Source organism: Algoriphagus sp. A40 (assembly GCF_002002735.1).
Classification (GTDB): Bacteria; Bacteroidota; Bacteroidia; order Cytophagales; family Cyclobacteriaceae; genus Algoriphagus.
Genome location: NZ_MUNY01000072.1, coordinates 298,301 through 311,551, shown reverse-complemented (window position 1 = coordinate 311,551; position 13,251 = coordinate 298,301). Strand labels below are relative to the sequence as shown.

Annotated in this window: 13 protein-coding genes; 7 read left to right on the top strand and 6 right to left on the bottom strand. The window is 44.6% G+C overall.

Annotated features, from left to right (window positions below; all coding sequences use genetic code 11):
- Nucleotides 1-27 precede the first annotated feature (27 nt).
- The 5 genes from B0E43_RS18880 to B0E43_RS18860 all read left to right on the top strand — a co-directional run bounded on the left by B0E43_RS18880 (nt 28) and on the right by B0E43_RS18860 (nt 3,930).
- On the top strand, nt 28-930 hold the full coding sequence (locus tag B0E43_RS18880; protein WP_077352654.1) for a patatin-like phospholipase family protein: 903 nt from the start codon (nt 28-30) through the stop codon (nt 928-930).
- Nucleotides 917-1,531, top strand: coding sequence for a bifunctional 2-polyprenyl-6-hydroxyphenol methylase/3-demethylubiquinol 3-O-methyltransferase UbiG (locus B0E43_RS18875; RefSeq protein WP_077352652.1), 615 nt, complete (start codon nt 917-919; stop codon nt 1,529-1,531). The genes B0E43_RS18880 and B0E43_RS18875 overlap by 14 nt, the downstream gene beginning before the upstream one ends.
- A 172-nt stretch (nt 1,532-1,703) precedes the next feature.
- Nucleotides 1,704-2,306, top strand: a complete 603-nt coding sequence (locus tag B0E43_RS18870) for a trimeric intracellular cation channel family protein (RefSeq protein WP_077352650.1) — start codon at nt 1,704-1,706, stop codon at nt 2,304-2,306.
- Between the two features lie 149 nt (nt 2,307-2,455).
- The gene (locus tag B0E43_RS18865; RefSeq protein ID WP_077352648.1) at nt 2,456-3,349 is read left to right on the top strand and encodes a YitT family protein; all 894 of its coding nucleotides are present in this window, start codon (nt 2,456-2,458) and stop codon (nt 3,347-3,349) included.
- Nucleotides 3,349-3,930, top strand: coding sequence for an HD domain-containing protein (locus B0E43_RS18860; RefSeq protein WP_139352825.1), 582 nt, complete (start codon nt 3,349-3,351; stop codon nt 3,928-3,930). Before B0E43_RS18865 ends, B0E43_RS18860 begins: the two co-directional genes overlap by 1 nt.
- Here B0E43_RS18860 and B0E43_RS18855 read toward each other — a convergent pair.
- The 6 genes from B0E43_RS18855 to B0E43_RS18830 all read right to left on the bottom strand — a co-directional run bounded on the left by B0E43_RS18855 (nt 3,927) and on the right by B0E43_RS18830 (nt 10,698).
- Nucleotides 3,927-5,297 carry an alkaline phosphatase family protein gene (locus tag B0E43_RS18855; RefSeq protein ID WP_077352897.1) on the bottom strand — a complete coding sequence of 457 codons (1,371 nt, stop codon included), beginning with the start codon at nt 5,295-5,297 and terminating at the stop codon, nt 3,927-3,929. The genes B0E43_RS18860 and B0E43_RS18855 overlap by 4 nt on opposite strands.
- Nucleotides 5,298-5,471: 174 nt before the next feature.
- Nucleotides 5,472-6,683, bottom strand: coding sequence for a metabolite traffic protein EboE (eboE, locus tag B0E43_RS18850; RefSeq protein ID WP_077352644.1), 1,212 nt, complete (start codon nt 6,681-6,683; stop codon nt 5,472-5,474).
- An 18-nt stretch (nt 6,684-6,701) separates the two neighbouring features.
- Complete coding sequence (locus B0E43_RS18845; protein WP_077352642.1) at nt 6,702-7,856, bottom strand: 3-dehydroquinate synthase; 1,155 nt, start codon at nt 7,854-7,856, stop codon at nt 6,702-6,704.
- A 75-nt stretch (nt 7,857-7,931) separates the two neighbouring features.
- Entirely contained in the window at nt 7,932-8,846 is a 915-nt protein-coding gene (eboC, locus tag B0E43_RS18840) for a UbiA-like protein EboC (protein ID WP_077352640.1), read from the bottom strand.
- 3 nt (nt 8,847-8,849) lie between these two features.
- Nucleotides 8,850-9,761: a TatD family hydrolase gene (locus B0E43_RS18835; protein ID WP_077352638.1), complete on the bottom strand. Its 912-nt coding sequence runs from the start codon at nt 9,759-9,761 to the stop codon at nt 8,850-8,852.
- A gap of 49 nt (nt 9,762-9,810) precedes the next feature.
- The gene (locus tag B0E43_RS18830) at nt 9,811-10,698 is read right to left on the bottom strand and encodes an EboA domain-containing protein (protein ID WP_077352636.1); all 888 of its coding nucleotides are present in this window, start codon (nt 10,696-10,698) and stop codon (nt 9,811-9,813) included.
- Nucleotides 10,699-11,038: 340 nt separating this feature from the next.
- On the opposite strand from B0E43_RS18830, the gene B0E43_RS18825 reads away from it, so the two are divergent.
- Nucleotides 11,039-11,614 (top strand): sugar O-acetyltransferase, encoded by a 576-nt coding sequence (locus tag B0E43_RS18825; RefSeq protein WP_077352634.1) that lies wholly within the window; start codon nt 11,039-11,041, stop codon nt 11,612-11,614.
- A gap of 78 nt (nt 11,615-11,692) precedes the next feature.
- A complete protein-coding gene (locus B0E43_RS18820) occupies nt 11,693-13,237 on the top strand; it encodes a M20/M25/M40 family metallo-hydrolase (RefSeq protein WP_077352632.1) in 1,545 nt (514 codons plus the stop codon).
- Nucleotides 13,238-13,251 lie beyond the last annotated feature (14 nt).

Sequence of the window (13,251 nt, the reverse complement as noted above, 5' to 3'; positions counted from 1 at the left end):
AAAGATCTTTTTTCAATCTCTAAATATATGTCAAAAAAGAAAACAGTTTCATTGGTTTTGAGCAGCGGAGGAGCGAGAGGATTGGCGCATGTAGGTGTCATCGAAGAGCTCGAAAACCGCGGCTACGAGATTGCTGAAATTGCCGGATGCTCTGTGGGCGCCCTGGTAGGCGGGATGTATGCAGCCGGCAAAATGCCGGAGTTCAAGGATTGGATTTGCAACCTGGACAGGATTGACGTTTTCTCTTTAATGGATTTTACATTTTCGAGCAGGGGATTTATAAAGGGTGAAAAAGTGTATAATGCCTTAAAAAATGTGGTCAACGACTGCCAGATTGAGGATTTGACGGTCCCATTTTCCTGCAACGCAGTGGATTATAAAAGTGGAAATGAAGTCATTTTTAGGGAAGGGAGCCTGTATGCAGCAATCCGGGCATCGGGAAGTATTCCATCTGTTTTCCAGCCAGCCAAGCACCATCGACACGAATACATTGACGGGGGAGTCATGAATCCCGTTCCGATCTCCCTCATTTCCACCCATGAAAACCGACTTTTGGTGGTCGTGGAAGTCAATGGGCCTGATTACCTTTTTGTCGAGCCACCCAAAAAAGACGAAAAAGGGAAGAGCTTTATTTCAGTTCCAAATTGGGTAAAGGATTACCACAGAAAAATGACACATTATTTTCCTGAAGAAATAAAAAAAGAAAAATCTCCCTCTATGAGCTCTTTGAGTATCATTACACGCTCCTTTGAGTTACTTCAGGACAGATTTTGCGAGTTGCTGATTGAAAAATATCCAGTGGATGTGACTGTGAGAATTTCCCGAAAGCAAGCCGGAACCCTGGAATTTTACCGGGCTGCCGAAATGATCGAAATCGGCCGACAAAAAGCCAAAATTGCCCTAGATCAATTGGAAAATGGAACCGACTGAACTCAATCGTCTGCTCGGAAATGTGGATATCTATCTTCTGGACCAAATCCTGAAAAGTCGATTTTCCAAGGAAATGAAAATCCTGGATGCCGGATGTGGGGAGGGGAGAAATACCATTTATTTTATCAACCAGGGCTATCAGGTTTTTGGGATTGACCCGAATGAGACGGCAATCCAATATTGTCGCTTTCGGGCTAAGAGCCTGAATCCGGATTTCGATATTCACCGATTTCAGATTGGAAGATTGGAGGACATTCCATTCCATGCCGGTGCATTTGATGCGGTTATTTGTTCGGCAGTATTACATTTTGCAGACAGTGTGGATAACTTCTGGCAAATGATCAGGGAAATCTACCGCGTTTTGAAACCGGGTGGAATTTTCTGGTTCCGTATGGCAACCGGCTTTGGAGGAGTAATTGAAGAAAGTTTACCGATGAATGACGGTAAATACTTGCTCCCTGATGGATCTACACGCTTTTTGCTCACCCAAATGCATGTGGATAACTTGGAGAAAATGGGATTTCGAAATTTGGAAAATCCCAAATCCGTGCTTGTACATGGGCAGCGGGCAATGGGAGTCTTTGTGATGGAGAAGATGTGATTGTAAGACATTAGATGCAAGATATAAGATACAAGACTTCCCAATCTCATGCTATGATTTGAAGAAACTTCGGTCTCCGGTCTTCCGTCTTCGGTCCTATTAGTTTTACTTCGACAATAAATCAAAAAATCACTTTCCCATATTCCTGACTTTTAAAACCTCCTCCTAATCCATGGATCTCCAATACGCATTCGAACTGATCGGTACTTTTGTTTTTGCCATCTCAGGTGCATTGGCCATCCGGGAAAAAGAGCATGACCTTTTTGGAGCGGGCTTTACAGGATTTATCACTGCGATTGGAGGTGGAACTCTCCGGGACATTTTGCTGGACAGCTATCCGCTGGTTTGGATTGGAAACGTGCAGGTGCTTTACACGATTTTAGCAGGAATTCTCACAGCATTTATATTTCCGGCGATCCTGAGTCGCCTCCGCAAAACCTTCTTCTTTTTTGATACGGTGGGCATTGGCCTATTTACCGTACTAGGTGTTGAAAAAGCCCTAAGTTTGGGAGTAAGACCGGAAATAGCCGCGATTATGGGGATGTTTTCGGCTGTAATGGGCGGAGTGATCCGTGACACGCTGACCAATGAAATCCCTATTCTTTTCCGAAAAGAGATCTATGCCTCGGCCTGTCTGGCCGGAGCGGTGGTTTACCTGATTCTGGACTATTTTGGTGTGGAGCGAAACTACAATTTGCTGATTTCGATGGCACTAATCATCAGCGTCCGCATGATCGCCATGAAATACAAGCTTAGCTTGCCAAGGCTAGGGTAAAAAATTGAGTCGATAAGGAGGGTAAAAAGAATTATTCTCCAATTCTTAAAGATTTCTCACGCTGTAATTGGGGTACCTTGGCTTTTTGCTTAAATTTTACCAATATTAATTGGTGCTAAAAACGTGTTCTTTTTTAAAAAGCAAGCAGAATGAACCTTAATAAACAAGAAGTTGATTGGAAAGCAGTTTTCGACCCAATGTCAATTTTTTACATTGTGGCAGGTGTCTTCTGTGCCGCAATTTCACTGGAAGTATTTATGCTTCCCAATAAGTTTTTGGATGGCGGAGTGACAGGTATTGCCATCATTGCAAATCTCCATTATGGAATTAACCTCAATGTATTGTTAGTTGTAATTAACATTCCTTTTTTATACTTAGGATGGAAAAAAATTGGGAAGACTTTCGCTGTACAATCTACCTTCTCTGTATTTCTTTTGGTGGCTGTACTCGAATTTTTGAATATTGGTCCCATTACGAAAGATTTTGTCCTTGCTGCAGTTTTTGGTGGAATACTGATGGGTTTAGGGATCGGCTTAATCATTCGCGGAGGCGGACTGATCGATGGGTTTGAGGTAATTACTGAATTTGTACAAAAAAATTCCCCGCTTTCGGCCAGTGAAATCACGGTTTTTTTGAATTCCCTGATCATGTTTGCCGCGGCGGCATTTTTTGGCATCGAACCCGCCATGTATTCCATTCTGACTTATTTCACAGCAATCAAAATGACCGATTATGTTGTGGAAGGTTTTGAGGAATACACTGCCCTGACGATTATTTCCCGTGAAGAAGACAAAGTGAAGGAATTGATCGTTAAGGATTTTGGGAAGGCAATTTCTGTTTATAAAGGTGAAAGGGGTTATCTTCCTGAGACATTTCATATCAAGCACCCCTGCGACATCATCATGACAGTGGTCACCAGGTTGGAAGTTCACCGGATGAAAGATGCGATTCAAAAAATAGACCCTAAGGCATTCTTTTATGTGCAGACCATCAAGGAAGTAAAAGGAGGGGTGATCAAAAGGGTCGGTAAAAAGCACAGCTGATGGTATTTGAAGAAATACAACATTTGGTTTATCGGGACATTCTGGCAAAATTGCCCCAGCACCTAACCTACCACAACCTAGGACATACCGCCTACGTCTTGGACCAGGTGATTTTTTTGGCGAGGGAATCTCATGTGGCCGAGGAGGATCTTCATCTCTTGAAGCTTGCAGCCCTTTTTCATGATACCGGCTTTATCGACAACCCAAAAGATCATGAGGAAAAAGGGTGTAAAATCGCCGAAAGCTATCTTTCAATGGATTGTTCTTCGCAGGAACTAAAGAAAATCTATGGGATGATCATGGCTACAAAGATTCCCCAAAGCCCTACCACACTTCTGGAAAATATCATCGCAGATGCCGATTTGGAATACTTGGGTACAGATCTTTTTGAAAAAATAGGCAAAACACTTTTTGAGGAATTGAAGCATTTCAACCCGGATTTTACAGAACAGGCCTGGGACGAATTGCAGTTGGTCTTTATGCAAAAGCACCACTTTCACACCGAATATTGCCAGAAAAACAGGGAACCCAAAAAGCAGGAAAACCTGCTTCTGGTGAAGAAGAGGCTGGGATTGGTTTAACCTAGTGCTGCTTTGCGGATTAATTCAAAAACTTCGGTTGGCTGAATTTTTTCTTTTGAATTTAAACCAGATTCTGAGACAAAAAGAGGTTTATCCAGATCAGATTCAGGAATTCGGCCATGGGCCCCTTTCACCAAAGTTGCATCCAGTGGGATCACATCCATCAGGTAGCGAAATCCCAGCTTTTTCTTCAAAACTTTGGAGCCAACAGTGAGCAATGGAAACTTGATCTTCGGATCCAGGACCAATTCCACCGGATCATAACCCGGCTTGCGGTGGATATCCACACATCTCGCATAGTCTGGCGCCTTAGCGTCATCCAACCAGAAATAGTAGGTAAACCAGGAATCTGCATCGGCTATGACCACCAAATCTCCAGCCCGAGGGTGGTCAATATGGTTTGATTTTTTGCCTGTTTCATTCAGTACTTTCTCCACACCCGGAGTTTTTTCTAGCAGTGCTTTTACTTCGGCCAGCTTAGATTTGTCGTTGACATGAACATGGGCCACCTGGTGGTCCGCTATTGCAAAAGCAGCAGACGTCCCCGCATCCAGTGTCTCTTTGCCCAATTCATCCTTTACCTGAATCCATCCTTTTTCCCTGAAAATCCGGTTGAGGTGAACAGGCTTGCTAACGGAGGTGATTCCATACTCGGACAGTAGCAGGACCTGGGTGCCCTGGTTTTCAAAGTAGGTTATCAGGTCTTTGGCCAGATCATCCACCTCCCGAAGGTCCTTGCCGATCTTTTCAAAATCAATCCCATACTTCTGCAAGCCATAATCCAGATGCGGGATGTAGATTAGGTTCAGGGTCGGGTTATGCCACTGATCTACCTTTTTGGCAGCCTCGGCGATCCAGCGGCTGGACTCGATCGTAGTATTTGGACCCCAGAAAGAAAAGAGCGGAAACTGGCCCAGTTCAATTTGCAATCTATCACGCAATTCCATCGGCTGAGAATGGCAGTCTGGCATCTTCCTTCCATCCTGCAGGTAAAGGGGTCGCGGGGTCACTGCATAATCCACGCTGGAGTACATGTTGTACCACCAAAACATATTAGCTACTGTAAATCCCGGGTTTTCACGACGAAGGACCTCCCAGACTTTTTCTGCCTGAACCAGTTTGTTGGATTGCCTCCAGAATTTGATTTCGCATTCGTCATCAAAATACCAGCCGTTGCCGACGATGCCGTTTTCGGATGGCCATTTTCCGGTTAGGTAAACGGATTGGGCCGAACAAGTGACTGCAGGAAGTACGGGTTCAACCACAGTTTGATTCTTGGAAGCGATCCAGTTTTTCAAAAAAGGCGTATGCTCACCGATCACCCTTGGAGATAATGCAACGATATCTAGGACAACTGTTTTCTTCATGATTTTTTTAATCTCCAATCTCCCAAAATTTGCATAGCTCAAATTGGAGATAAAACTTATTTTCTGGCAGATGCAAATTCCCCCATCTCAAGGGGGCTAGGGGGATTTTTTTTTATAAATGGAAAGCAATCCTTTCCATTTCAAGGTTTCTCTAACTCAAGGTATTTCTAACTCCTATTTCAACCCTTCAATCACCCAAGCCAATTCCCTTGCAATGGATTCTCCTAAACTCAGGCGGGTATCCTCAGGTAAAACTTCCCAGGTATATGTCTCCACTTCCAGATGTTGGGTGATTTCCGGGTTGGATAAAATTTCTTTGAGTACAATTGAAATTGTTTCCTGGGTGGATGAGAAAGAACCATAATTTTCCAGGAAAACCGGAACATGGAAATGAATTCTCCATTCCAATTCCTTGGTTTTGGGTAAAATTTCCAAGGCCTGTGGCAAATCAGGATAAGATTTTAGATTTCCTGTGCCGCTTCTGCCAACGACTTGATGCAGGTAGGTGGTCTCTACAAAAGCCTCGAGCTTTTTGCCCAAACTGAATTTCCCATTGGCGGTATCCGGAATCATAAGTTTCAAGGCAGCTGAGATCTGGATTTTCCCAATCCTTATTCCCGCAGCTTCAAATTTGGCAAATGTCTTAGCCGGTTCTTCATAGACGATTGCAAAATGACAGATGTCATAGCAAACCTGAATGTGAGTTTTTATCAGTTCTTCTGCTTCTTCTTCTGAAATTTCCAATTTTTGAGCTAACCATGGTTTCCCTTTTGGAAGCAGCCAATGGGAAAACAGCCAGACCAGTTCATCAGAATTTTCCAAAATCCCATCCGGCTCTGGCTCGATATCGAGATGCAAAAGCTTTCCGGTTTTCCGGTGGATATTAACCAACTCTTCGACAACCTCCAATAGGTGGTAAGTCGCATTTTCCATGCAAGAATCCTTTTCCTCGTCTGAGGTAAACCAATGTCTGTACGAAATAGGAGAGGTGGAAATCCCTCCCTGCATTCCCGGAGGCAATAAGTGAGACAAAATCTGAAAAGACCGAATGGTATAATTTTTTCGCTCTGGGGTCGTCCAATCGGGAGAATGGACTTTTTCCTTGACAACCTGCCGGTGAAAATCACCAAAAGGAAAGCAGTTAAGGGTAAAAACATAAGCGTTAACCTTACGCAGCCAAACCTGAAATTCCTTGAGTTTCTCTGGTTTTTCCAAAACCAAGGAGGCTTCATTGGAAAGCCGCAGACCAATTCCAAAAGGACCTTCGGCTTTCAATCGCTGCCGCACTTCAGGGATGTAAATCTTGAGATTTTGAAAAGTCGAGTCCCAGCTTTCGCCGGCATGTATGTTGCTGCAGTAGCTAAGATGAAAGCCCTTGATTTCCATAGGTTGAAATTAAAAAAATCAGGAGGTTATCAAGTCGGATTTTTCCTGATATGATTTTAGCAAATCTACTGATCGGTGGATTAATTCCTCATCCATTTCGTGGACTTCGATACCTTTCCCAAGTTTTTCCAAAAGCATGATCGTCAATTGACCTCCCAAATGTTCCTGAAATTCCTTCAGTCCCTGAATCAGATTTTCCCCATGAAGTTCGGGAGCAAAAAGTTCAAAGCCAAGAGTTTTCATCAGTCTGATGATCCGGTTAAGTTCTACTTCTGAAATTCTCCCCTGGACAAAGGAATAGGTAGAATCCAATGCAATCCCGATCGCCACTGCTTCTCCATGACGGACTCGGAAATCACTCAGCTTTTCCAGCTTATGCGCAGCCCAATGTCCAAAATCCAATGGCCGGGAAGAACCAAACTCGAACGGGTCTTTGCCGGCAATGTGGTCCATGTGCATTTGCGCACTGCGGATGATGTGTTCCTTCATCGGCGCCATTTCCCGTTTTGCAAGGCCTTCTGCATTTGCTTCCAACCATTCAAAAAAGCTCAAATCCTTGATTAGAGCCACTTTTATCGCTTCCGAAATTCCTGCTCTCCAATCACGGTCATCCAGCGTTTTCAGGAAATTGAAATCGTTTAAAACCGCATTGGGCGGAGTGAAAGTGCCAAGGAAGTTCTTTTTTCCGAATGCATTGATGCTGTTTTTTACTCCAACAGCAGAATCGTTTTGAGAAAGTACAGTAGTAGGTATCCGGATCAGCCGAATGCCCCGATGGGAAATAGCTGCCGCAAATCCTACCATATCCAACACCGCTCCTCCACCGATCACGGCAATGTAAGAATGCCGGTCTATGCCATACAAATGCGTGGCTTCAACAATTTTTTGGTAAAACTTCTCGTCATTCTTGCAGGCTTCACCCCCAATCACAATCATGGGTTCTACAGCAAGAGTGAAAACTTCCTCGTACGTTTGGGAGTAAGTTTTTATTTGCTGAATCAGCTCAGGATGGGTATCAGCCACACCGCTGTCGATCACAAAAAGGACTTTGGGAACACGCTCTCCCCGAAGGACATCGACCAAAATTGCATTTTTGGGATCAAAAAGATCCTCCGTGAAACACACCGGGTATCGGAAAGGAACTGAAAAGGTCTGTTCGAGAATCGTATTCATTGGTATCGGCAATAGGTTATTCGGGCAATTACCGCCTTAAAGACAATTTCAGCGGAGATTAAGTTTAATTTTCGCTCAGGTTACGGCAAATTTTTTGGCTAACCAAAGGGAAATGGGAAGAAGCAGCAAAACGATGATTCCAACGGGCCAGCCTGAAAATGCGGCAGCAATGGAAGCATTGACAATAATCAGGGAAATTACGGCAGCTTTCACTGATTTTCCGATGAATTTAGGTTCCTGAGTTTTGATTGCCTTAAACAAAGGTGGGAAAATCATATAGGCCAGCAATGCCAAAAACGGCAAAACCTGAAGGTATCCGGGGCTTTGGATATAGGCCATCGCGAAAATGACCAGGAATATTGATCCGTACATCACTCCTCCGAAATACAAAGCATTTCGGTTTTTACCATGAACTTCGCCCCGACTGATCATGGTAATAGCCGAAACATAAATCAATGGGATCAATGCAACAGGCCAGATCTTTTCCAATACTTCTGGAGCGACACTGATTCCCAAAAGCAAATTTCCAGAACGGCAAAGTCCCATATTGATCGGACCCAGAATCCGCTGATGCTTTCCCCAGTAATCATATCCAACCGCAAAAACCGCCACCCCAAAAGCAATCCCAGCAGAAAGCCAACTGACTTGACTGGCAGCAACTACACCCAAAACCAATAGGGCTAATGACATTAAAGTCGCATAGGATTTGGACGCCCTTCCACTGGGAATCGGTCTTTCCGGCCTTTCTAAAGCATCCAACTCGGCATCAGCAATGTCATTGAACGCTACTCCACCTGCATACAATCCGATTGTACTTAATGAAAGCCACAGCAGATTCCACCAAAAATCACCGTCCCCGTAGACATAATCCGTCGCCATATAATCCCAAGCACCGGCAACAGCAAAACCCGCCCAGATATCTGCAATCGCAGTGATCACATTTGCCGGGCGGGTCAGTTGAAGGTAAGGGAAGATTCCTTGTTTTGCCATGTATTAGTTTTCAACACGGTCGGCAGGACCTTCCACTCTTGGAACCTGTCCTCCACGCAATACGGAGTTTCCTCCCAATTTCTTGGTTTGATCAATGGAGGGGGCTTTGAGCCAGTCGTTTTCATCCATCTGCCCACTAAGCCCAAAGATCGTCAGGGCGTTTTGATAGGTGGTGAGACGAACATGTTCTTCGGGAATTCCCATTTTTCGCATAAGATGAGCAGTTTTTGGCACTGCCAAGGGATCCGAAATCCCCCAATCTGCGGCGGAATTGACAATTATACGCTCAGGGCCATACTGTTTGACAATCTCGACCATTCGCTCAGAGCCCATTTTGGTATGTGGATAAATGGTAAAAGCTGCCCAGTATCCTCTGTCCAGGACTTCTTTCACTGTCTCTTCGTTATTATGATCCACCACAACCCAGCCCGGATCCATTCCGTGCTCATCGGCCACATCCATAGATCGGGTTGTTCCTTTCTTTTTGTCGCGATGAGGAGTGTGGATAAGTACCGGTAGATTGACATCTTTGGCCAGCTCCAACTGAAGCCGGTAGAAGCGGTCCTCGGCCTCAGTCTGATCGTCGTAGCCGATTTCACCGATGGCCACGACACCTTCTTTTCCTGCAAAAAGTGGCAAAAGCTCCATCACTTGTTCAGCTAGGGGCACATTGTTAGCCTCTTTGGAATTCAATCCCATAGTGCAGTAATGAACGATCCCAAACTGGCTGGCGCGGAAACGCTCCCAACCTACCAAGGTGCTGAAGTAATCTTTGAAGGAACCAACCTCAGTTCTGGGCTGACCCAACCAAAATGCGGGTTCGATGGTTGCGACGATTCCGGCTTTTCGCATCGCCTCATAATCGTCCGTGGTCCGTGAAACCAGGTGAATATGTGGGTCTATATACATTTCCATGATTCAAAATTAAGAATGAAGAATATAAAATTAAGATTTGGGAAAGGAATCAGACTCGTTTTTCCTGATAGTCTGCTCCGATTTTTTCCCAGGTGATTTCTCCGTATTCGATCGCCATGACTTCCTCACAGCGTGACTTTAGGAGTTGTTTTGCTACCTCAGAATTGCATTGATATAAGGCCAATAACCCTGCTTCCACCGCCATCTGGTCTTCAGATTCGACAACTCTTTTCAGGTCCCCCAGAAATTTTTCATTGATAAATGGCGTCACCAGCCTCCACAATTCGGGCATCACAGACCTACCCGCAGCCCATCTTTCGTGGGCAAAATCAGATGCAATATCCGCTAATGCCAGATTTCTGCGTTCGTCCAGTTTTTGGATTCGATACAGAGGGCGCTGCATAAATATTGACTTCAAAACCATTTGATTCCAATTGGCTTCGGGAAAATACTTGGCAGGATATGGATTATTCAACGCAATCGCATCGAAAATCAAAGTCATATTGGTCCGGCATCCATCTATGGCCCGGGGAAGCAAATCTTCAGGATAAGGCATCAGAGAAAGGGCAGCATAAAGTGCCTGTTGCTCATACATATCTCCCGTTTCAAAAAGCTGGTTGATCGCCGCAAACCATTTTTCTTTTTCCTGTGGAAAACTCAGCATCAAGATTGTTCTCGCTGTCTGGAGTCTATTCCAAATGGCAGGCTCAAAACCCAAAACCAACGCTTCGGCTTGTGACTTTTCCAAATCAGAAACATTCATTGCTTCTTTATTGAAAAACCGGGAGGCTTGAGAAAATGCAAGGAAAAACTGGGAAGGTACTCCAGTCGTCCGGATTTTTTCGGTTTGAGATTTCAACCATTCCAATGACTTAGGCTCGGCATCCTTTTGCAGCAAGGAGGTTAGGAAATCAATCAGGTTTATCTGGGAATCCATGGGGTAGAAAGCAATTGGGATTTAGGTCTAAAGTAAGTTCAAAAGCTTAACATATGCCAAAGACATATTAGGCAATAGGTTCAAAAAACCCCATTTGCTGACAAAAATCAGTGCTGTGGTGTGCTGGTTTTTGTGTGGGATGGAGGATGCTAGATGTCTAATGCTGGAAGATTTTGGCTGTTTTCGAAATCAAGTTTAGGTAAGCAGGCTTAACATTGCTGATTTAGATTCAAGATAAAATTGTCAGTGGAATAGAATTAAAATCCTCTTGGGTTTGGTTCATCCCAACTAATTCCAATATTTTTTCATCCATTTAGAAAAAACATAACTGTTGGTTTTCATGAAATCAGAGCGGGAAAAAATGCTTTCAGGTGAATCCTACGATAGTCGGGATTCTGAACTTTTGGAAATGTATCACCGCGCCAGAGCTTTGAATTTGGCTTTCAACTCATGCGACACCAGAGATAGTGCCAGTCGAGATCAACTTTTACGAAGTCTTTTAGGAAAAATAGACCCGGGAGTATGGATCGAATCGCCATTCTATTGCGACTATGGGGTGAATATCGAAATCGGTGAAAATACCTTTGTTAACACCAATTGCATGTTTCTCGATGACAACCTGATCCGAATTGGGAAAAATGGGTTGATCGCTCCCTATGTGCAGATTTATACAGCAGTCCATCCATTGAAGGCCTCGGACAGGATTTTTCAGGAGAGTGGAAGTACCCGATACCGAACTTCGACAAAGCCAGTCATGATCGGAGACAATGTCTGGATCGGTGGCAATTCCGTGATTCTTCCCGGCGTGACCATCGGAAATAATGTAACCATCGGGGCAGGTTCGGTAGTGACCAAAGACATTCCGGATAATACTTTAGCATTGGGGAATCCCTGTCGGGTTGTGAAGGAACTCTAATCACACTTGCCCAAAATCCACAAGCGGTTTATTAAAGTGTGATCCATAGCCTATTTTTATCCCCTAAACTAAAATCCAATGAAAAAAATCTACCTCTATGGCTTAAGCCTTATGCTTTTGTTTGCCACAAAAGTCCAGGCCCAAAACGAAGTCATCGACAAAATCATCAAAGAAGCGACTGAGAATTCCCAGTTGGAAGTGTTAGCCCATGAAATCATGGACGGGGTAGGACCCCGATTGGTCGGTTCCCCACAAATGCAAAAAGCCCACGACTTTGCCGTTTCAACCTATCAATCTTGGGGAATTCCTGCCCGAAACGAGAAATGGGGCGAATGGAGAGGCTGGGAAAGAGGAATCACTCACATCGACATGGTTGCACCTTGGACCAGATCTTTGGCAGGGACACAATTGGCTTGGAGCCCAGCCTCCCCAGCAGGCGGAGCAAGCGGCGAAGTGGTTATTCTTCCGGAATTTGCGAATGCAGAAGCTTTCCAAAAGTGGCTTCCTTCAGCTAAAGGAAAATACGTCATGATCTCTGCGCCCCAGGTGACGGGTCGTCCGGATTACAATTGGCAAGAATTCGGAACTCCTGAATCCATTGAAAAAATCAAGGAAGAAAAAACCAAAGTAACTGAGGCTTGGAACAAAAGATTGGAAGCTACCGGGCAAGACCGCAGAGCTCTTCCCCTAGCCTTGGAAAATGCCGGTGCTCTGGGTATCATCACTTCTTACTGGTCAAATGGATTTGGAGCAAACAAGATTTTCTCTGCCTCTACCAAAAAAGTACCCACTGTTGACCTTTCCCTGGAAGATTACGGCCTATTATTCAGATTGGCTGAAAGCGGCAAAAAACCTCAGATCAACCTAAACGCACAATCTAAAGAAACCGGTGCCCAGCCTACTTTCAACACGATTGCTGAAATCAAAGGCTCTGAAAAACCGGATGAATATGTGATGCTTTCTGCACACTTTGACTCCTGGGATGGTGGTACAGGTGCCACAGACAACGGCACCGGAACTATCCTGATGATGGAGGTAATGCGGATTTTGAAAGAAGTTTATCCCAATCCTAAGCGAACTATTCTGGTTGGCCACTGGGGATCAGAAGAGCAGGGATTGAATGGTTCCAGAGGATTTGTGGAAGACCATCCAGAGATGATGGGCAAAATCCAAGCTTTGTTTAACCAGGACAACGGCACAGGCCGAATCGCAAATATTTCAGGTATGGGCTACGTCAATAGCTACGATTACATCGGTCGCTGGCTGAATAAAGTACCGAGAGAGATCACCAAAGACCTGAAAACTGAATTTCCTGGTAATCCGGGAACTGGTGGAACGGATCACGTTTCTTTCGTGGCTGCTGGTGTTCCGGCATTCAACCTAAGTGCACTCAATTGGTCCTATTTCAACTACACCTGGCATACCAACCTGGACACCTATGACAAAATCGTATTTGACGATGTTAGAAACAATGCGATTCTGACCGCGATTTTGGTGTACATGGCCTGCGAAGAACCTGAAATGGTTTCAAGAGAGCAGCGTATTCCGATCAACCCAAGAACGGGGGAACCTGGTGAATGGCCTGCAAAACGTTCTCCAAACAGAAAAGGAGGAATGGATTAACACTGAGGAGCCGG